This is a genomic window from Pseudomonas sp. AG1028 (assembly GCF_007993955.1).
Classification (GTDB): domain Bacteria; phylum Pseudomonadota; class Gammaproteobacteria; order Pseudomonadales; family Pseudomonadaceae; genus Aquipseudomonas; species Aquipseudomonas straminea.
The window spans coordinates 134,887-152,714 of sequence record NZ_VIVP01000008.1 but is presented as its reverse complement, the minus strand read 5'-3'; the positions used below and the strand labels follow the sequence as shown (position 1 = coordinate 152,714).

Annotated in this window: 21 protein-coding genes; 12 read left to right on the top strand and 9 right to left on the bottom strand. The window is 63.1% G+C overall.

Features of this window, described 5'->3' with window-relative positions; all coding sequences use genetic code 11:
• Nucleotides 1–42: 42 nt before the first annotated feature.
• The 3 genes from ppa to FB481_RS14925 form a co-directional block, all read right to left on the bottom strand.
• Nucleotides 43–570, bottom strand: coding sequence for an inorganic diphosphatase (ppa, locus tag FB481_RS14935; protein ID WP_013789856.1), 528 nt, complete (start codon nucleotides 568–570; stop codon nucleotides 43–45).
• 38 nt (nucleotides 571–608) lie between these two features.
• A complete protein-coding gene (locus FB481_RS14930; protein WP_147176915.1) occupies nucleotides 609–1,478 on the bottom strand; it encodes a zinc-dependent peptidase in 870 nt (289 codons plus the stop codon).
• A 67-nt stretch (nucleotides 1,479–1,545) separates the two neighbouring features.
• Nucleotides 1,546–2,001 (bottom strand): GNAT family N-acetyltransferase, encoded by a 456-nt coding sequence (locus FB481_RS14925; RefSeq protein WP_075931613.1) that lies wholly within the window; start codon nucleotides 1,999–2,001, stop codon nucleotides 1,546–1,548.
• Between the two features lie 229 nt (nucleotides 2,002–2,230).
• Between FB481_RS14925 and mpl the strand changes: the two genes are divergently transcribed.
• From mpl to FB481_RS14905, 4 genes are read left to right on the top strand one after another with little or no spacing between them, the layout of a single operon-like run.
• On the top strand, nucleotides 2,231–3,592 hold the full coding sequence (gene mpl / locus FB481_RS14920; protein ID WP_093505381.1) for a UDP-N-acetylmuramate:L-alanyl-gamma-D-glutamyl-meso-diaminopimelate ligase: 1,362 nt from the start codon (nucleotides 2,231–2,233) through the stop codon (nucleotides 3,590–3,592).
• 5 nt (nucleotides 3,593–3,597) lie between these two features.
• The gene (locus FB481_RS14915; RefSeq protein ID WP_147176914.1) at nucleotides 3,598–4,047 is read left to right on the top strand and encodes a hypothetical protein; all 450 of its coding nucleotides are present in this window, start codon (nucleotides 3,598–3,600) and stop codon (nucleotides 4,045–4,047) included.
• Complete coding sequence (gene ubiX, locus FB481_RS14910; protein WP_093505377.1) at nucleotides 4,034–4,666, top strand: flavin prenyltransferase UbiX; 633 nt, start codon at nucleotides 4,034–4,036, stop codon at nucleotides 4,664–4,666. Before FB481_RS14915 ends, ubiX begins: the two co-directional genes overlap by 14 nt.
• A complete protein-coding gene (locus FB481_RS14905; protein ID WP_093505375.1) occupies nucleotides 4,659–4,952 on the top strand; it encodes a YceK/YidQ family lipoprotein in 294 nt (97 codons plus the stop codon). Before ubiX ends, FB481_RS14905 begins: the two co-directional genes overlap by 8 nt.
• Nucleotides 4,953–5,133: 181 nt before the next feature.
• Here the strand turns inward: FB481_RS14905 and FB481_RS14900 are convergent, their stop codons facing one another.
• From FB481_RS14900 to FB481_RS14885, 4 genes are all read right to left on the bottom strand, one after another.
• Nucleotides 5,134–6,066 carry a 2-hydroxyacid dehydrogenase gene (locus FB481_RS14900; RefSeq protein WP_147176913.1) on the bottom strand — a complete coding sequence of 311 codons (933 nt, stop codon included), beginning with the start codon at nucleotides 6,064–6,066 and terminating at the stop codon, nucleotides 5,134–5,136.
• Nucleotides 6,067–6,093: 27 nt separating this feature from the next.
• The gene (locus FB481_RS14895) at nucleotides 6,094–6,681 is read right to left on the bottom strand and encodes a YigZ family protein (protein ID WP_147176912.1); all 588 of its coding nucleotides are present in this window, start codon (nucleotides 6,679–6,681) and stop codon (nucleotides 6,094–6,096) included.
• Complete coding sequence (locus FB481_RS14890) at nucleotides 6,681–7,340, bottom strand: TetR/AcrR family transcriptional regulator (RefSeq protein WP_147176911.1); 660 nt, start codon at nucleotides 7,338–7,340, stop codon at nucleotides 6,681–6,683. The genes FB481_RS14895 and FB481_RS14890 overlap by 1 nt, the downstream gene beginning before the upstream one ends.
• Before the next feature lie 108 nt (nucleotides 7,341–7,448).
• Complete coding sequence (locus tag FB481_RS14885) at nucleotides 7,449–8,372, bottom strand: aldo/keto reductase (protein ID WP_147176910.1); 924 nt, start codon at nucleotides 8,370–8,372, stop codon at nucleotides 7,449–7,451.
• Nucleotides 8,373–8,569: 197 nt separating this feature from the next.
• On the opposite strand from FB481_RS14885, the gene FB481_RS14880 reads away from it, so the two are divergent.
• Nucleotides 8,570–9,088, top strand: a complete 519-nt coding sequence (locus FB481_RS14880; protein ID WP_093505365.1) for a hypothetical protein — start codon at nucleotides 8,570–8,572, stop codon at nucleotides 9,086–9,088.
• Entirely contained in the window at nucleotides 9,085–9,453 is a 369-nt protein-coding gene (locus tag FB481_RS14875; protein WP_147176909.1) for a DUF3140 domain-containing protein, read from the top strand. The genes FB481_RS14880 and FB481_RS14875 overlap by 4 nt, the downstream gene beginning before the upstream one ends.
• A 25-nt stretch (nucleotides 9,454–9,478) precedes the next feature.
• Here FB481_RS14875 and FB481_RS14870 read toward each other — a convergent pair whose 3' ends face one another.
• Nucleotides 9,479–10,399: a LysR family transcriptional regulator gene (locus FB481_RS14870; protein ID WP_147176908.1), complete on the bottom strand. Its 921-nt coding sequence runs from the start codon at nucleotides 10,397–10,399 to the stop codon at nucleotides 9,479–9,481.
• 186 nt (nucleotides 10,400–10,585) lie between these two features.
• On the opposite strand from FB481_RS14870, the gene FB481_RS14865 reads away from it, so the two are divergent.
• From FB481_RS14865 to FB481_RS14845, 5 genes are all read left to right on the top strand, one after another.
• Nucleotides 10,586–11,932: an aspartate aminotransferase family protein gene (locus FB481_RS14865; protein WP_093505359.1), complete on the top strand. Its 1,347-nt coding sequence runs from the start codon at nucleotides 10,586–10,588 to the stop codon at nucleotides 11,930–11,932.
• Nucleotides 11,932–12,219, top strand: a complete 288-nt coding sequence (locus tag FB481_RS14860) for a cupin domain-containing protein (RefSeq protein WP_093505357.1) — start codon at nucleotides 11,932–11,934, stop codon at nucleotides 12,217–12,219. Before FB481_RS14865 ends, FB481_RS14860 begins: the two co-directional genes overlap by 1 nt.
• A 67-nt stretch (nucleotides 12,220–12,286) precedes the next feature.
• Nucleotides 12,287–13,786, top strand: a complete 1,500-nt coding sequence (locus FB481_RS14855; RefSeq protein WP_093505355.1) for a CoA-acylating methylmalonate-semialdehyde dehydrogenase — start codon at nucleotides 12,287–12,289, stop codon at nucleotides 13,784–13,786.
• 467 nt (nucleotides 13,787–14,253) lie between these two features.
• Nucleotides 14,254–14,817 carry a hypothetical protein gene (locus FB481_RS14850; RefSeq protein WP_147176907.1) on the top strand — a complete coding sequence of 188 codons (564 nt, stop codon included), beginning with the start codon at nucleotides 14,254–14,256 and terminating at the stop codon, nucleotides 14,815–14,817.
• Between the two features lies 1 nt (nucleotide 14,818).
• Entirely contained in the window at nucleotides 14,819–15,748 is a 930-nt protein-coding gene (locus tag FB481_RS14845; RefSeq protein WP_147176906.1) for a hypothetical protein, read from the top strand.
• A gap of 36 nt (nucleotides 15,749–15,784) precedes the next feature.
• On the opposite strand, the gene FB481_RS14840 is transcribed toward FB481_RS14845, so the two are convergent.
• Nucleotides 15,785–16,609, bottom strand: coding sequence for an NYN domain-containing protein (locus FB481_RS14840; protein WP_147176905.1), 825 nt, complete (start codon nucleotides 16,607–16,609; stop codon nucleotides 15,785–15,787).
• Nucleotides 16,610–16,823: 214 nt separating this feature from the next.
• Here FB481_RS14840 and FB481_RS14835 point away from each other — a divergent pair, with 214 nt between their 5' ends.
• On the top strand, nucleotides 16,824–17,714 hold the full coding sequence (locus FB481_RS14835; protein WP_147176904.1) for an MBL fold metallo-hydrolase: 891 nt from the start codon (nucleotides 16,824–16,826) through the stop codon (nucleotides 17,712–17,714).
• Nucleotides 17,715–17,828: the final 114 nt, after the last annotated feature.

The window sequence follows — 17,828 nt, the reverse complement described above, 5'->3', positions numbered from 1 at the left end:
AAAAAGCCGGCTTGTGGCCGGCTTTCCTTAGGCAGGTTGTGCTTACTTTTGATAAGCAGCAGCCGCCTTGGTGATCTCGGCGCGGGCCGCGTCAGCGTTGCCCCAGCCTTCGACCTTGACCCACTTGCCCTTCTCGAGATCCTTGTAGTTCTCGAAGAAGTGCTTGATCTGCTCGATCAGCAGCGGGGGCAGGTCGGTGTATTCCTGAACGTCTTTGTAGATGGTGGTCAGCTTGTCGTGCGGTACGGCGATCAGCTTGGCGTCGCCACCGGCTTCGTCGGTCATGTGCAGGATGCCGACCGGACGGGCGCGGATCACCGAGCCTGGGGCGACCGGGTACGGAGTCACGACCAGCACGTCGAGGGGGTCACCGTCGTCGGCCAGGGTGTGCGGGATGAAACCGTAGTTGGCCGGGTAGAACATCGGGGTGGCCATGAAACGGTCGACGAACAGGCAGTCGGTGTCGTGATCGATTTCGTATTTGATCGGCGCGTGGTTGGCCGGGATTTCGATAGCGACGTAGATGTCGTTCGGCAGGTCTTTACCAGCCGGAACCTTGCTGTAGCTCATGGGTGACTCCCTGATGTGCGCCAAAAAAAGTGGCGCGATTATAGGTGGATTCCCGCGTCGTTGCCATTACAGCCATCTGGCGTATCGGCGGGTGCGGGCGTGGCTTGCTGATAGTCCGGGTGTTCGACCTGCAGGCGGCGCAAACGTGCCAATGGGTCTTGCCGATAGAACAGGCGCAGTTGCTCGTAGACGGCCGGGAAGGCCTCGTCGAGCAGGTCGGGGGCGTTGAAGAAGTATTCGCTGGTGACCGCGAAGAACTCCGCCGGGTTTTCCGCGGCGTAGGGGTCGATGGCGGTTTGCGCCTGCTCGTCGGCATCCAGCTCGGCATTCAGGCTGTCGAAGGCCTTTTGCATGGCGTTGGCCCACTGCTTCACGTCCATGTTGCTGTGCAGCGGCGGCAGGCCGTTGGCATCGCCGCCGAGCATGTCCAGTTTGTGGGCCAGCTCGTGGATCACCAGGTTGTAGCCTTCCCAGCCGCCACTGGCCTGCACGCCCGGCCAGGCGAGAATCACCGGGCCCTGCTGCCAGGCTTCACCGCTGTGTTCGCCGTCCCATTCGTGTTCGATGCCGCCGGAGTCGCGGTGGCGCTGCGGGCTGACGAAGTCATCCGGGTAGAGGATCACCTCGTGGAAGCCCTGGTACCAGTTCAGGTCGGCCAGGCCCAGCAGCGGCAGCTCGGCGAGTGTCGCCAGGGCCAGGCGGTCTTCGGCGTCCAGTTCGAGGCCGGGCAGGGTGGTCAGGTGCTTGGCGTGCAGAAACAGCACGGCGCGCTCGCGCAGCAACTGCTCTTCTTCTGCACTGAGGCCATCGAGAATCGGCAGGCGCTGGCGCACCGTGGCCCAGCTGCTGGCGCTGACGGGGTGACGGGAGAGGAGGCGACGACGGCGCCAGGCGCTAAACGACCACATGGAAACGGCTCGGTGGGAGAGTGGCCGTCACCATAACAGGCCGCCCGCCGACCGCAAGCAGCGGACGTTACTCGCTGTTGATGGGCAATACGTAGTTCTTGAACTGCTCGTCCTCGACGAAGCCGATCGACTCGTAGACCTTCTGCGCCACCTCGTTATCGCGGCTGGTGGCCACGCGCATGCGCACGGCCTGGGTCTGCTTGGCCATCTTCTTGGCGGTCTGCAGCAGGCGATCGGCGACCAGTTGGCGGCGCGCATCTTCGGCCACGAAGATGTCGTTGAGGATCCACACGCGCTTGAGCGACAGCGACGAATAGCTCGGGTACAGCTGGCAGAAGCCCAGCAGCTTGTCATCGTCGTCGGCCAGGGCCAGGTAGATCACCGATTCGTCGCGCTTGAGGCGGGTTTCCAGAAACTTGCGCGAGGAGTCGGGGAACGGCCTTTCGCCATAGAACTCGCGGTAGCGAACGAACAACGGGGTGAGTAGATCCAAGTGCTCCAGGGTGGCTTGCACGATGCGCATGGGCGAGGGCCTCGTTTGGCTGTCGGGTGGAGACGGCAGGCGTTTCGATTAAAGTGCAGTTTTCGCCCTAAAGCCAGCGGGGCAGAGCCTTTACCGTGCGGCGGTGTGCCATCCGCGGCGCTCGTTTCGCCCTACCGGGCAGGCACGGCGAAAGGCGCCGCTGTGCTAATCTGCGGCCATGTTTTAACGCGGCTCGCCGCCTCCAGGCGCGCCTGTTCTCGAGGTTTTCATGCATATCCACATTCTCGGCATCTGCGGCACCTTCATGGGCTCGCTCGCGGTGCTGGCCAAGGAGCTTGGCCATCGCGTCACCGGCTCCGATGCCAACGTCTACCCGCCGATGAGCACCCAGCTCGAAGCCCAGGGTATCGAGCTGATGCAGGGCTACGATCCGGCGCACCTGCAGCCGGCGCCCGATCTGGTGGTGGTCGGCAACGCCATGAGCCGTGGCAATCCGGCGGTGGAATACGTGCTCAACAAGGGCCTGCCCTATGTGTCCGGCCCGCAGTGGCTGGCCGACCACGTGCTGCAGGGCCGCTGGGTGATGGCGGTGGCCGGCACCCATGGTAAGACCAGCAGTTCGAGCATGCTGGCCTGGGTGCTTGAGCACGCCGGCATGGCGCCAGGCTTCCTGATCGGTGGCGTACCGCAGAACTTCGGGATTTCCGCACGCCTGGGCGACACGCCGTTCTTCGTGGTCGAGGCCGACGAGTACGACAGCGCCTTCTTCGATAAGCGCAGCAAGTTCGTCCACTACCGCCCGCGCACTGCGATCCTCAACAACCTGGAATTCGATCACGCCGATATCTTCCCGGACCTGGCCGCCATCGAACGGCAGTTCCATCACCTGGTGCGGATCATCCCCAGCGAAGGCCTGGTCATCCATCCGGCCAGCGAAACCGCTCTGGCACGGGTGATCCAGATGGGCTGCTGGACGCCCGTGCAGACCACGGGTGAAGGCGGGCAATGGCAGGCGCGCCTGCTCAGCGCCGATGGCTCGCGCTTCGAAGTGAGCTTCGACGGCAAGGTCGAAGGCGTGGTGGACTGGCAACTGACCGGCCAGCACAACGTCGCCAACGCCCTGGCCGTGCTGGCGGCGGCGCGCCATGTCGGCGTGGTGCCGGCGCTGGGCATCGAGGCGCTGGGCAAATTCATCAACGCCAAGCGGCGCATGGAAAAGGTCGCCGAAGTGAATGGCGTGACCGTCTATGACGATTTCGCCCACCACCCGACCGCCATCGCCACCACCCTCGACGGCCTGCGTAAGCGGGTCGGCGACGAACAGGTCATCGCGATCATCGAGCCGCGCTCCAATTCCATGAAGCTCGGCGCACACCGTGATGGCCTGGCCGAGTCAGCCGTGCAGGCCGATGCAGTGTTCTGGTACGCGCCGCCGAACCTGGGCTGGGACCTGGCGGCCACCGTTGCCGGCGCCACCAACCCCACCCAGGTGTGCGACTCCCTGGAAGCGATCATCGATGGCGTGAAGGCGCGGGTACGCCCCGGCACCCAGGTGGTGATCATGAGCAACGGTGGTTTTGGCGGCTTGCACGGCAAGCTGGCCACGGCGCTGGCGGCTGAGCCGAGCTAGTGGACATGAGCGACTTCAATCCCTATCGCCCGCCCAGCAGTTCGACTGTTGCAGAGGCAATGCCCGGGACTCGCGGTCTGCGTTGGTTTTATCAGCTGCCCAATCTGCTCTATACGGGTTTTGTCGTGCTCAGCACGTTCGGCCTTGTGATCATGAAACCGGATATGTTCCTGGAGGCGATCGCGATTCCCGCCTTGCTTATCATTTATGCCCCCATATTGTGTTTCTTGCTGGTGCGCTGGGGCACGCCTCGGTTGGTGCGCTTTTGCTTGTGGCTGCAAGGTGGCGTGGTCTTATGGGTCATCTATCTGCTGATCGACAGCCTGCGTGACCATAGTGAAGACGTACTCGGGGGGAGTATCTACCTGGGCATCAACCTGTTTGCTTTGTTTGGCGGCCTGCTGCAAGCCAGAGCCCGATCCCTTCCCAAGGAGCTTATAGATGAGCGGCCCTGAACGTATCACCCTTGCTATGACCGGCGCCTCGGGCGCCCAGTACGGCCTGCGCCTGCTCGATTGCCTGGTGCGCGAGGATCGGGAAGTGCACTTTCTGATCTCCAAGGCTGCGCAACTGGTGATGGCCACCGAGACGGACGTCAACCTGCCCGCCAAGCCCCAGGCCATGCAGGCCTTTCTGACCGAATACACCGGCGCCACCGACGGGCAGATTCGCGTCTACGGCAAAGAGGACTGGATGGCGCCGGTGGCTTCCGGCTCCGGCGCGCCGTCGGCCATGGTGGTGGTGCCGTGCAGCACCGGCACCCTGTCGGCCATTGCCACCGGTGCCTGCAACAACCTCATCGAGCGCGCCGCCGATGTGGCCCTCAAGGAGCGCCGCCAACTGATTGTGGTGCCGCGCGAGGCGCCCTATTCGAGCATTCATCTGGAGCACATGCTCAAACTCTCCAACTTGGGCGTGACCATCCTGCCGGCCTCGCCGGGCTTCTATCACCAGCCGCAAACTGTGGATGACCTGGTCGACTTCATCGTCGCGCGCATCCTCAACTGCCTGAATATCCCCCAGGACATGCTGCCGCGCTGGGGCGAGCATCATCTCAACAGTGGCGATGAATAAGTACGCCGGCTGGCTCCTGCTGCTCGCCTGCCTGCAACTCGGCGGCTGCGCCACCGCGCGCACGCTGGATGCCAACAAGCCCGGCGCACCCGTGGTGTACGCCGGCACTCGGCTGGACTGGTACGCGCTGCAGGGCGGCTGCTGCCCAGTGGAGCGCTTCGGTGCCGAGGCGCCGCGCTACGCCGGCGTCGATCTGCCGGCCAGCGCCTTGCTCGATACCTTGCTGTTGCCGCTATCCCTGGCCAAGGCGCTGGGAATTGGGTTGCAGGTGAGTGGTGGCGGTTAAGGCGTCGTGATCGGGCACGGGTGGTTTGGATGGGCTAGCGCCATCCTGCCATCTGAAGCGTATTGCCCGTGGGAACGGGCCATGCCCGTGACTTTTCGCGGGCATGGACTGGGCGTCCCCGCCCGCTCCCACAGAAGCAGGCCGATGTCCGCCTTGCTTCTCTTTTCTCGCCATAACTCTTTCAAATCGGCGTCAGCAACGCCTCTCCCCGAAAATGCCGACCAATATTGTCGAGAAACTGCGACAGCGACTGCTCCAGCGCCTGGGGTGAGTTGCCGCCGACGTGCGGGGTGATGGTCAGGTTATCGAGGTCGAGTAGTTCAGTGGGCGGCAGCGGCTCGCTTTCGTACACGTCCAGCGCCGCGGCGCGGATGCGTTTTTCGCGCAGTGCGGTGCCCAATGCAGCGGTGTCCACCACGCTGCCGCGCGCCACGTTGACCAGATAACCCTGCGACCCCAGCGCATCCAGCACTTCGGCATTCACCAGGTGATGAGTCGCGGCGCCGCCGGGGATGGCGACCACCAGACAGTCGCACCACTCGGCCAATTCCCGCACGCTGGCGAAGTAGCGGTGCGGGCTGTCCGCTTTTGGTGAGCGATTGTGGTAACCCACCGGCATATCGAATGCCGCGGCGCGGCGGGCGAGCTGTTCGCCGATGGCGCCGAGGCCAAGGATGCCCAGGCGTTTGCCGCTGACGCCGTCGGTCATCGGCAGGGCATCACGCCAGACGCCCGCGCGGCAGGCGTTGTCTAGCCGGCGTACGTCGCGGATCGCCGCCAGCAGCAGGGCCATGGCGTGGTCGGCAACGCACACCGCATTGCTTCCTGCACCGTTGCTCAGGGCGATGCCACGAGCGCGGGCGGCTTCTATATCGACCTTCTCGTAACCCACACCGAGCGTACCGACGAAACCGAGCTTTGGCAGGCGGGCGATTTCCTCGCCGGTCAGGCCGATGGTGCCGATGGTCAGCACCGCTTCGATGCTCGCGCCGTGCTCGACGATGGCCGCCTCGCGGGCCTCGGCATTCGGGGCGTGGGTGACCTGATACTGCTCGGCGATACGCGCCAGGCTGGCGTCACTAAGCGGGTTGAGAATCAGCAGATGCGGCTTCATGGCGGCTCCATGGCAAGTGGTCGATGGTCACTCGATAATGCGCAGTCTACTGCGCCCGCGGCTGATGTCGGCAAGCAGACGTTGCAGGCCTTCGATCTGCGCTTGTGGCACGGCTAGCTGCAGTTCGGCGCCTTCGGCATCGAAACTTTCCTGCTCCAGCACGGCGTCGAATTCGGCCAGGCGCGACTTGAGCAGGGCCAGTTCGGCAAAGCCGCAATGGCAGACGCAGGCGGTGCGCGGCACCTGTTCCTGGCGCTCAGCGTTCTGCAGGCATTTGTTGGCGCTGCCGCCATAGGCGCGGGCCAGGCCGCCGGTGCCGAGCTGGATGCCGCCGTACCAACGCGTCACCACCACGGCCACGGCGTCGAAGCCCTGGCCCTCGATGGCGGCGAGAATCGGCCGGCCGGCGGTGCCGCCGGGTTCGCCGTCGTCACTGAAACGATATTGCTGGCCGAGCTTCCAGGCCCAGCAGTTGTGCGAGGCGGCCGGGTCGCTGACTTCGTCGATGAACGCTTGGGCATCCGCCGCGCTGCTGATGGCGCGGGCCTGGGCGAGAAAGCGGCTCTTGCGGATATCCTCGCGGTAGTCACAAGGGGCGAGTAGCAGGTAAGGCATCAGACGCTCGGCTTCAGCCCGCAACCCTTGAGGATGATGCGCACCATATTGTCCGCCGCGGCCTGGTAATCGGGCTTGGTCAGGCGCGAACGGCCGGTGACCCGGCAGATCTCCGAGGCGAAATCGGCGTGGTACTGGGTGCTGCTCCAGATCATGAAGATCAGGTTGGTAGGGTCGACGGCGTCCATCTTGCCGGCCGCGATCCACTGCTCGAAGATCGCCGCGCGGTCGCGGAACCAGTTCTGCTGATCCTCGACGAGATGCTGGGACAGGAAGGCGCCGCCGCTGATCACTTCCATGGCGAACACCCGCGAGGCTTTCGGGTAACGGCGCGAGAATTCCAGTTTGGCGCGGATATAGCGCTCCAGCGCCTCGGCCGGGTCGTCATCGACGCTCATGCTGTCGAAGGCGCTGTCCCACATCTCCAGGATGTTGCTTAGCACGGCCAGGTACAGACCCTGCTTGCTGCTGAAGTAGTAATGCAGGTTGGCCTTGGGCAGGCCTACCGCCTGGGCGATGGTGTTCATGCTGGTGCCCTTGAAGCCGTGGCAGGCAAACTGGTCCACGGCGGCGGCGATGATCGCTTCTTCGTTCTTTTGCCGGATGCGGCCAGTCGGTTTGCCAGTGGTGGCGCGTGGAGCGGTGACGTCGGGGGGCATCAAAGGGCTTCCGTGGTATCGAGGACTCAGCGGGTGAGAAATACTCCACCGTAGCGGGTGTGACAAGCGCCGTGGAAACCCAGTGTATGTCCGCGCAAACCCTGCGGATCAGCTGAACGCCTGGACGATGCGCTCGCGCTGCTCGGCATTGGGCAGGCGACCCTGGCCGGCCTTGAGGTTGTCGACCATGTAGCGCGGGTTGGAGGTGGCAGGAATCACCGCCGTCACGGCCTCGTCGGCGAGGATGAACTTGAGCAGCAACTGCGCCCAGGAGGTCGCGTCGATCTCGTTGGCCCATTCCGGCAGCGGTTTGCCCTTGACCTTGCCGAGCAGCTGCGCGCGCTGGAACGGCCGGTTGATAAGCGTGGCGATGCCGTTGTCGCGGCAGTAGGGCAACAGGCGTTTCTCGGCATTGCGCTCGCCCACCGAATAATTGAGCTGCACGAAGTCGACCTTCTCCTTGGCCAGCACGGCGAGCAGATCGTCATGGGCCGACTCGATGTAATGGGTGATGCCGATGTAGCGCACCTTGCCCTGTTCACGCAGCTCGCGGGCCAGGGCCAACTGGGTGTTGGTGTCCTGCAGATTGTGCACTTGCAGCAGGTCCATCTTGTCGGTCTGCAGCGCCTTGAGGCTGGCCTCGAACTGCGCCAGACCGCGCTCGCGCCCGGTGCTCGACAGCTTGGAGGCGAGAAACGCCTTGCCCTGGGTTTTGGTGCGCTTGAGCAGCTCGCCGGTCACTGCCTCGGCCCGGCCATAGCTGGGTGCGGTATCGATCAGCGTGCCGCCACCGTTGATAAAGGCGCGCACTACCTCGTCGAGCGGTTTCAGGCTGGCGTTGTCGAGGCTCACGTTGAAGGTTTGCGAGGTGCCGAGGCCGATCACCGGCAGGCTCTCGCCGCTGGACGGGATCTTGCGCTGCAGCACCGCGGCAGGGTTGGCGGCGAAGGCGAAACCGGGCAGCAGTTGGCTGCTGGCCGCGAGCGTCATCAGGGCAGCGCTGCCCTGCAGGAAATGGCGACGGCTGGGCATGGCGGGCTCCATACGAAAAGGGGTAGGCAGATGAGACTAGTCGTCCACCTCGACCGACCGGCCCCTAGCCCCGGGTTACTTGTTACCTGGTGTGTCCTCAGAGCGCTGCGCGGCGGCTGGCGTTCCGTCTGTCCGTCAGGGGCAACGGTGTTCGCAGTGCGGCGGTCATCTATCAGGACAGTCATCGAGGACGCCCCATGAGCAGCACCGCGAAGAAGACCGATCCGAAGCTGTGGGACAAGGTGAAAAAACGCGTCACCAACGGCGACAAGGGCGGCAAGCCCGGCCAGTGGTCGGCACGCAAGGCGCAGCTCGCCGTGCAGCTCTACCAGCAAGAGGGCGGCGGTTACGAGGGCGGCAAGGATGCCGACAACCACCTGCACCAGTGGACCGAGCAGGACTGGGACACCAAGTCCGGCAAGCCCTCTGGCGAAACCGGCGAACGCTACCTGCCCAAGAACGCCCGCGATGAACTGAGCAACAAGGACTACGCGCGCAGCACCCGCAAGAAACGTGCGGACAGCCGCGCCGGGCGCCAGCACTCCAAGCAGCCGAAAGATGTCGCCGAGAAGGCCGCCAACCACCGCACGCCAGCGCTGAGCGGGCTGACCAAGGCCGAACTGATGAAGCGCGCCGCGAGCAAGAACATTCGTGGCCGCTCACGGATGAAGAAGGATGAGCTGGTCAAAGCGCTGGAAAAGGAGGGCGGCAAATGAGCGAGTTGAACGAGGCGCAGAAGAAAGCCATCCGCAGTGATTTCAAGGCGGCGGTGAACATGCCGCCGTCACGCCTGCGCCGCTGGTTGCAGGCCGCGGACAGCAAGCGCGTGGGCATGACCAAGGGCGGGCACAAGGTGGAGTCCAGCCGCGACGGCAAGTCGGTCGGCCACCAGATGGGCGAGCGCATTCTGCAGATCAAGGGCAAACGCGTCGCCCAATTGGAGGCGGACGACTACCAGGCGATGCGCAAGGTGATCGGCTACGTGCACCGCCATCTCAAACAGCGCCCGGACGGCGATGTGAAGGACAGCCGCTGGCGCCAGTCGCTGATGAACTGGGGGCACGACCCGCTCAAGGGCTGAAGCACCACTCGGGCCTGAGCGCGCTTCAAGCGCTGGCCGCCAATTCCTGCAGGAAACTCTCCAGCACCAGATGGGGCCGGCGGCCCTTGCGGGTCACCGAAGCCAGGCTTATGTCGTAGAAGCGCGTGCTGGCCTTCAGTGCGCGCAGGCGGCCCTCCTTGATCCATGCCTCGGCATAGTGATCCGGCAGGTAGCCGATATAGCGCCCGGTGAGGATCAGAAACGCCATGCCTTCGCGGTCCGAGGCGCTGGCCGTACAGTTGAGCACGCCGTAGTGGTTCTGGATCTCCGGCGGCAGGCGGAAGGTTGGCGCGATGGCGTCCTGGGCGTTGAGGCGCTCGTCCGGCAACTCGCGATCATCGACGTAGAACAGCGGGTGGCCGACCGCGCAGTAGAGCAGCGAACGCTCATCGTACAGCGGCTGGTAATCCAGACCGGAAAGCCCGCCGACCACCGGCACCACGCCGACATGCAGGCGCCCGTCGAGCACGCCTTGCTCGACCTCGCTGGGCGGCGTCATGCGGATGTTCACCCGCACGTCCGGCCCCAGCGCCTTGAGGCGGGCGAGGGCGCCGGTGATGCGCATGTGCGGCACCGTCACCAGGTTGTCGGTCAGGCCGATGTTCAGCTCGCCGCGCAGGTGCTGGTGGAGGCCATTGACCTCGGTGCGGAAGCTCTCCAGCGCCGCCAGCAATTGCTGGGTCGACTGGTACACCTCGCGGCCTTCCTCGGTCAGCGCGAAGCCGGCGCGGCCACGTTGGCACAGGCGCAGGCCGAGGCGCTGTTCCAGGTCGCTCATCTGCTGGCTGATCGCCGAACGGCCAATGCCCAGCACGCTCTCCGCGGCAGAGAAACCGCCGCATTCGACCACGCTGCGAAACAGCTTGAGCAGGCGGATATCGAAGTCGCTGACCTGGGCGAGGGGCTCGGGGCGTCGGGCGCTCATTGTTTAGTCACCATTGAACTGAGGATTCGAAGAGTCAGGTTTGAGTGACTTTATGCCTGTGGCACCTTGGCTGACAACCGACCTATACCTGTGGGAGCGGCTTTAGCCGCGATTGCTGCTGATTCTCGCGGCTAAAGCCGCTCCCACGTTGTCCCTGATCACGCCGCCAATGCCGAGGCCATCGCCATGAACATGCCGCAAACCGCTACGCCGCCCCTGGCCAGCCAGCTGAAGCTGGACGCCCACTGGATGCCGTTTTCCGCCAACCGCAGCTTCCAGCGCGACCCGCGGATCATCGTCGCCGGCGAAGGCGCCTGGCTGACCGACGATTCCGGCCGCAAGGTCTACGACAGCCTGTCTGGCCTGTGGACCTGCGGCGCCGGCCATTGCCGCAAGGAGATCCAGGAAGCGGTCGCCAAGCAGCTCGGCACCCTCGACTATTCGCCGGGCTTCCAGTACGCCCACCCGCTGTCGTTCAAGCTGGCCGAGCAGATGGCCGACCTGATGCCGGGCGAGCTCAACCATGTGTTCTTCACCGGTTCGGGCTCCGAATGCGCCGACACCGCGGTGAAGATGGCCAAGGCCTACTGGCGCCTCAAGGGCCAGGCCAGCAAGACCAAGTTCATCGGCCGCGCCCGTGGCTACCACGGCGTCAACATCGCCGGCACCAGCCTCGGTGGCATCAGTGGCAACCGCAAGATGTACGGCCAGTTGATGGACGTCGACCACCTGCCGCACACCCTGCAGCCGGGCATGGCGTTCACCAAGGGTGCAGCCGAGACCGGCGGCGTCGAGCTGGCCAACGAGCTGCTCAAGCTGATCGAACTGCACGATGCTTCGAACATCGCCGCGGTGATCGTCGAGCCGATGTCTGGCTCGGCTGGCGTCATCGTGCCGCCGGCAGGCTACCTGCAGCGCCTGCGCGAGATCTGCACCCAGCACAACATCCTGCTGATCTTCGACGAAGTGATCACCGCCTTCGGGCGCATGGGCAAGTGGACCGGCGCCGAGTATTTCGGCGTGACGCCGGACATCCTCAACGTCGCCAAGCAGATCACCAACGGCGCCATCCCCCTGGGCGCGGTGATCGCCAGCCGCGAGATCTACCAGACCTTCATGGGCCAGCCGACGCCCGAGCACATGATCGAATTCACCCACGGCTATACCTACTCGGCTCACCCGGTGGCCTGCGCCGCCGGCCTGGCCTCGCTGGAGCTGCTCAAGCGCGAGAACCTGATTCAGCAGGCCGCGGAGCTGGCGCCCAAGTTCGAGAACGCCATCCATGGGCTCAAGGGCGCCAAGCACGTGGTCGACATCCGCAACTGCGGTCTGGCCGGCGCGATCCAGCTGGCGCCCCGTGACGGCGACCCGACCATCCGCCCATACGAGGCCGGCATCGCCCTGTGGAAAGCCGGTTTCTACGTGCGCTTCGGCGGCGACGGCCTGCAGTTCGGGCCGATGTTCAACGCCAAAATCGAAGACCTCGACCGCGTGTTCAGCGCCGTCGGCGACGCCCTGCAGGGTATCGCCTGATGGCTGCCAGGCAGCAGGCCGTGGCCACCGTGCAGGTGGACAACGACGAGGTGATCGTCACCGAGTGGCGCTTCGCACCGGGCGCCGAAACCGGCCGCCACCGCCATGGCTACGACTACGTGGTGGTGCCGATGACCGACGGCACGCTGCTGCTGGAAACCCCGGAAGGCGACAAGCACGCGCCTCTGGTCGCCGGGCAGAGCTACTTCCGCAAGGCGGGCGTCGAGCACAACGTGATCAACGCCAGCGACCACGAAGTGGTCTTCGTCGAAACCGAACTCAAGTGACAACCCCTTTCCCGGCAGCCGCGGCGCGCGTCGCGGCCAGCCAAGCGAGCAGCATTTGGAGGACTCAATGAGCAGCATCCAGCACCTGATTCACGGCCAACTCACCGACGGCCAGGGCGGCCGCAGCGCCGACGTGTTCAACCCGGCCACCGGCGAAGCGGTTCGCCGCGTCGCCCTGGCCGATGTGGCCACCGTGCAGCAGGCCATCGATTCGGCCAAACAGGCCTTCCCGGCTTGGCGCAACACCCCGGCGGCCAAGCGCGCCCAGGTGATGTTCCGCTTCAAGCAACTGCTCGAGCAGCACGAAGACGCCATCGCCAAGCTGATCGCCGAAGAGCACGGCAAGACCCTCGAAGACGCCGCCGGCGAGCTCAAGCGCGGTATCGAGAACGTCGAATACGCCTGCGCTGCGCCGGAAATTCTCAAGGGTGAATACACCCGCAACGTCGGCCCCAACATCGACGCCTGGAGCGACTTCCAGCCGGTCGGCGTGGTCGCCGGCATCACCCCGTTCAACTTCCCGGCCATGGTGCCGCTGTGGATGTACCCGCTGGCCATCGTCTGCGGCAACTGCTTCATCCTCAAGCCATCCGAGCGCGACCCGAGCTCCACCCTGTACATCGCCCAGTTACTCCACGAAGCCGGCCTGCCCAATGGCGTGCTCAACGTGGTGCACGGCGACAAGAGCGCCGTGGACGCGCTGATCCAGGCGCCGGAAGTCAAAGCCCTGAGCTTCGTCGGCTCCACGCCGATTGCCGAATACATCTACGCCGAAGGCACCAAGCGCGGCAAACGCGTGCAGGCCCTGGGCGGCGCCAAGAACCACGCGGTGCTGATGCCCGATGCCGACCTCGACAACGCCGTCAGCGCGCTGATGGGCGCCGCCTATGGCTCCTGCGGCGAGCGCTGCATGGCCATCTCGGTGGCCGTGTGCGTGGGCGACCAGATCGCCGACGCGCTGGTCGAGCGCATCGTCCCGCAGATCAAGGCCCTGAAGATCGGCGCCGGTACCCAGTGCGGCCTCGACATGGGCCCGCTGGTCACTGCGGCGGCGAAGGACAAGGTCACCGGCTATATCGACGCCGGCGTGGCTGCTGGCGCCCAACTGGTGGTCGACGGCCGTGGCCTGAGCGTGGCCGGTAACGAGAGCGGCTTCTTCCTCGGCGGCAGCCTGTTCGACCGGGTTACCGCGGATATGAGCATCTACACCGACGAGATTTTCGGCCCTGTGCTGTGCATCGTCCGCGTCGATAGCCTGGAAACCGCCATGCAACTGATCAACGATCACGAGTACGGCAACGGCACCTGCATCTTCACCCGTGACGGTGAAGCGGCGCGGCTGTTCTGCGACGAGATCGAAGTGGGCATGGTCGGCGTCAACGTGCCGCTGCCGGTGCCGGTGGCCTACCACAGCTTCGGCGGCTGGAAGCGCTCGCTGTTCGGCGACCTGCACGCCTACGGCCCGGACGGTGTGCGCTTCTACACCCGTCGCAAGTCGATCACCCAGCGCTGGCCGCAGCGCAAGACCCACGAGGCGGCGCAGTTTGCGTTTCCCAGCAATAGTTGAGGTGGGGTGAGGGAGCGAAAAGGCCGATCAGTTGATCGGCCTTTTTATTGGTGCTCAGGAGGTCGGCGTACGCCCGTCTCTGTGTAGGGTCGCAACCTGTGGGAGCGGGCCATGCCCGCGAATCGATATCGGCATCGACACATCTCTTGCGGTTGCACTCATTCTGGTTGTGATCGCACTCCGACGCCGCCCATCCATAGCCTCACAAACCGGTTTCGCCCTTACGGCGACTCACTTTTTTCAAACGCCAAAAAAGTAAGCAAAAACGCTGTGCCCCATCATCCGGGTCTCGCTACGCTCGACTCCCCTCACTCCATCCTTGCTCCGAGGGCCCGCCGCGAAGGGCCATCCCTGGCCCATCGCGGCTCTCGCGGCATCCATGCCGCTCAACCCTCTACACAACGATTGCGTTCGGCCTCCTGAAGGGGCGATTGGCGTATGTCTGATGTATCGCGTCGAGCCTAATGGTGGACAAGCTTCGCGTTGTCCACCCTACGGATCTGGAGGCGACGCAGGATATTGTTTACCGAACCAGTTCCGGCAAGCCTTTGCCTAGCTATCCGCGCCGGGTGGATATCGTGCTGGGCGACGCTACCAACCAAGAGTGGTTCGAGGTCAAATCACTGCTCACTCGCTACGTGCCCAGTAACTTCGGCTCTGCTAGCGGCTACCACCGTGAGTTCTATGCCGATCTGATGGCGTCCTACGGGCTGCTGGTACCAGAGAAGAAGGTCAAGGCCTCGTGGCGGTTCCATTCCTTCAAAACCAAGGATGGCAGCGCCAGCCCGACGCCAGCACAGTTCAATAGCTTCAACCCGCGCAAGCACTTGTACGAAGCCATGAAGGATGTCTCACCGGCAAAAACATTGAGAGACGTCAAATGGACAGATTCAAACTTGGAAGCAGCTTGTAAGGTTTCGCAGAATGTCGCCTTGATGGCCAACCGAGTCATCATTGTTGATATTCTCAAATCCAAAGAATTTACTGACCAGTTCAGAAAGGTTGTAGAAGAAGTCGGGGACCTGGATTGATATGATTGACAAAACAGCATTAACAGCCGAAGAACGCAAAGCCACATGGGATGATATTAAGTTCCGCCTGGAATACGCGAAACAGAAGGTTGCCTTCAAAACCTTCGAAGCTTATTTCATGAAAGGTAAAGAGCCCAATCTCGACCCGATGAAGGATGACCCCATCCCATTGGTTTACCGCCTTTGGCTTTCCCACGATCGGAGCCTCGATGCCTGGGTGGCGCTCACCGAGCGTTTCCTGGCCGGGCCCGAAGCCTGGACGACCCAGGTCAGTATCGAGCCCACCGGTGATGGCCGGTCCTGGAAAGAGTTGAACAAAGGACATGCCTGGGGCTGGCAGATCGAAAGAAGTCTGGCCGACTCCTACAAGATTCTGGTGCAGCAGGCTGGTGCCCGGCATTACGACGGTAGCGAGCCTTATGCAGGGTCAGATGTACTTCCACCCATGGGTTTTATGGGCGGCAGTGAAAAACGTATCTACCAATTCCTCAATGGCCAGATTCCAGGTAGCGAACACTTGCTCTACAACGGCAAGAAACTGTTCGATCCGGCATTCAACTTCGGGCACATCTATTACGACGACACCTGTCGTTGGCTGGATGGCACCACTCCTTCGAATATCTATTGCCTGTACAACTACATTGGACCTGTCTGGTTTAGCAGCATGACGGCCGATTACATGCGTGAAATCCAGCAGAGCGAGGTATTGCAGTTCTACTTGAATTGCTTTCTGGTGTTGCTGGCACGCTACCCCGAGCAGGGAGCCGATCCTGAGCGTGCGGCCTATTGCAGCGAGCTGCGTCAGTTGTTGAACGCCGGCCCTCTGCTGGAACCACTGAAAACCATGTGGGACCAGGCCAAGGGCAGTTGCGAGCGGGTTGATCTGAATGCCTATATGCAGGATGAGCCGTTCTATATCGGCGAGTTTTAGCCCGTAGGGTGGACAACGCGAAGCTTGTCCGCCATTTCATTGTTTAACGGCGGGCTTTCGGTTTCGCACGTACAGCACCTTCCCTCCAGTTGCAGTAACGCCCCGTTCATGCATTTCAAACTGCCCATTTCGCGCTTTGATTAGATCGGTAAGTTTCTTGAAGCCATAGAGGCGTGGGTCGAAGTCGGATTTTATTTTGCGTAAGTTCTCACCTAGGGAGGCCATGTGGGCCCAACCGTCTTCGTCTGAAATGTCGTCAATAACTTTGGTTATGAGTGCTACCGGGACTTTCGGCCGGTTGGCCTCCGCGGGCGTAGTTTCAGCAGGCTTTATGGTGCCTTGGGTTGGTTTTGGCTCTGGAGTTTCAGGAGATTGTGCGGCAGGGCTATCGGACTCGTTTACGTCGTCACGAAGCAGCTCGGTATAAATGAACTTGTCGCACGCCTTCACGAAGGGCTGGGGCGTTTTCTGCTCACCAAAACCGATCACCTCCAATCCTTCCTCACGAATCCGGGCGGCCAGTCGAGTGAAGTCGCTATCGCTGGATACTAGGCAAAACCCATCGAATCGACGCGTATAAAGCAGATCCATAGCATCGATGATTAACGAGCTGTCGGTGGCGTTTTTGCCTTTGGTGTAGGCGAACTGCTGGATTGGCTGGATGGAGTGGTCGAGCAGCACCGTTTTCCAGCTGCCTAGATTGGGCAGTGTCCAGTCGCCGTAGATACGCTTGACGCTGGCGACGCCGTATTTGGCGATTTCTTCGAAGAGGCCTTCGACGATGGCGGCGGGGGCGTTGTCGGCGTCGATGAGGACGGCAAGATGTTTTTGATGGGCGGCAGGCGCGTTCTTGCTGGCCATGGTTCTTCCTTGAAAGGCGATGGCCGACCTTACTGCGAAATACTGGCGGTGCGCCACCAGGTGTAGATGGCTTTTAGTCGCATGGGCGAGCTCGCCGCCAGAACAGAGCAGCTATTTGCGCCAAAACGCGCAACAAAGCATTGCGCGTTAGGCCGTATTTCGAACCTATCTGTCTCTCTATGATGGCTCGCACTTTCCCTTGCGAGGCCATGCCATGAAAGCTCTCCGTCTGTTACGTCCTTTGTTGTTAGGCAGTGCCGTGCTGGCTGTGGCCGGTCAGGTGGTGGCGGCTGAGCCGCTGCAGCTGGAGGTTTACAACCCCGGTGCGAAGTCGATTTTTCCGGTGTCGGCGCAGATCGTCTCCGGGCCTACCGAGGCGGTGCTGATCGATGCGCAGTTCCAGCGTGACGATGCCCAGGCGCTGGTCGACAAGGTACGTGCCACCGGCAAGAAGCTGACCACCGTGTATATCAGTCACAGCGACCCGGATTATTACTTCGGGCTGGATGTGATTCACCGCGCCTTCCCGGACGCGAAGATCGTCGCCACTGCCGAGACGGTGGCTGCCATCGAGGCGAGCAAGGACGGCAAGCTGGCCCACTGGGGGCCGATCATGGAGGGCAATGCGCCGCAGGCGCTGGTGGTGCCCGAAGCGCTGAAGGCGCCGAAGCTGACCGTGGATGGTCAGGTGCTGGAAATTCGTGGGCCGGAGCCGGCGAGTACCTTCGTATGGATTCCGTCTTTGAAGACGGTGGTCGGCGGCATCCCGGTGTCGGCGAATATCCATGTGTGGATGGCCGATACCCAGACCGTGCAATCGCGTCGCGACTGGCTGGCTACCCTGGCGGCCATCGACGCGCTGAAGCCGAGCCGCGTCGTGCCCGGCCATTACCTGCCCAACGCCGGTGGCAGCCTGCCGGATTCGCCGCAGACCGTCGCCGCCACCCGCGAGTACCTGCAGGCGTTCGAGCAGGAGGCCAGCAAGGCCAAGAATTCGGTGCAGCTGATCGCCGCCATGCGCAAGCGCTATCCGAACCTGGCCGATGAGTCGTCCCTGGAGCTGGGTGCCCAGGTGATCAAGGGCGAGGTGAAGTGGCCGCAATAAGGTGGCAAGAGGCATCGCCCTGGTATCGCTGATGCCAGGGCGGGGTTGTTACCGGTTACAACGCAGGCGATCAGCCGTTAGGCCAATCCGAAAGGTGAATAGGCCGCTCTGGAA

What these genes read in the sequence shown, in the direction of transcription:
- ppa (WP_013789856.1), bottom strand. Translation starts at nt 570, where the DNA reads ATGAGCTACAGCAAGGTTCCGGCTGGTAAAGACCTGCCGAACGACATC.
- FB481_RS14930 (WP_147176915.1), bottom strand. Translation starts at nt 1,478, where the DNA reads ATGTGGTCGTTTAGCGCCTGGCGCCGTCGTCGCCTCCTCTCCCGTCAC.
- FB481_RS14925 (WP_075931613.1), bottom strand. Translation starts at nt 2,001, where the DNA reads ATGCGCATCGTGCAAGCCACCCTGGAGCACTTGGATCTACTCACCCCG.
- mpl (WP_093505381.1), top strand. Translation starts at nt 2,231, where the DNA reads ATGCATATCCACATTCTCGGCATCTGCGGCACCTTCATGGGCTCGCTC.
- FB481_RS14915 (WP_147176914.1), top strand. Translation starts at nt 3,598, where the DNA reads ATGAGCGACTTCAATCCCTATCGCCCGCCCAGCAGTTCGACTGTTGCA.
- ubiX (WP_093505377.1), top strand. Translation starts at nt 4,034, where the DNA reads ATGAGCGGCCCTGAACGTATCACCCTTGCTATGACCGGCGCCTCGGGC.
- FB481_RS14905 (WP_093505375.1), top strand. Translation starts at nt 4,659, where the DNA reads ATGAATAAGTACGCCGGCTGGCTCCTGCTGCTCGCCTGCCTGCAACTC.
- FB481_RS14900 (WP_147176913.1), bottom strand. Translation starts at nt 6,066, where the DNA reads ATGAAGCCGCATCTGCTGATTCTCAACCCGCTTAGTGACGCCAGCCTG.
- FB481_RS14895 (WP_147176912.1), bottom strand. Translation starts at nt 6,681, where the DNA reads ATGCCTTACCTGCTACTCGCCCCTTGTGACTACCGCGAGGATATCCGC.
- FB481_RS14890 (WP_147176911.1), bottom strand. Translation starts at nt 7,340, where the DNA reads ATGCCCCCCGACGTCACCGCTCCACGCGCCACCACTGGCAAACCGACT.
- FB481_RS14885 (WP_147176910.1), bottom strand. Translation starts at nt 8,372, where the DNA reads ATGCCCAGCCGTCGCCATTTCCTGCAGGGCAGCGCTGCCCTGATGACG.
- FB481_RS14880 (WP_093505365.1), top strand. Translation starts at nt 8,570, where the DNA reads ATGAGCAGCACCGCGAAGAAGACCGATCCGAAGCTGTGGGACAAGGTG.
- FB481_RS14875 (WP_147176909.1), top strand. Translation starts at nt 9,085, where the DNA reads ATGAGCGAGTTGAACGAGGCGCAGAAGAAAGCCATCCGCAGTGATTTC.
- FB481_RS14870 (WP_147176908.1), bottom strand. Translation starts at nt 10,399, where the DNA reads ATGAGCGCCCGACGCCCCGAGCCCCTCGCCCAGGTCAGCGACTTCGAT.
- FB481_RS14865 (WP_093505359.1), top strand. Translation starts at nt 10,586, where the DNA reads ATGAACATGCCGCAAACCGCTACGCCGCCCCTGGCCAGCCAGCTGAAG.
- FB481_RS14860 (WP_093505357.1), top strand. Translation starts at nt 11,932, where the DNA reads ATGGCTGCCAGGCAGCAGGCCGTGGCCACCGTGCAGGTGGACAACGAC.
- FB481_RS14855 (WP_093505355.1), top strand. Translation starts at nt 12,287, where the DNA reads ATGAGCAGCATCCAGCACCTGATTCACGGCCAACTCACCGACGGCCAG.
- FB481_RS14845 (WP_147176906.1), top strand. Translation starts at nt 14,819, where the DNA reads ATGATTGACAAAACAGCATTAACAGCCGAAGAACGCAAAGCCACATGG.
- FB481_RS14840 (WP_147176905.1), bottom strand. Translation starts at nt 16,609, where the DNA reads ATGGCCAGCAAGAACGCGCCTGCCGCCCATCAAAAACATCTTGCCGTC.
- FB481_RS14835 (WP_147176904.1), top strand. Translation starts at nt 16,824, where the DNA reads ATGAAAGCTCTCCGTCTGTTACGTCCTTTGTTGTTAGGCAGTGCCGTG.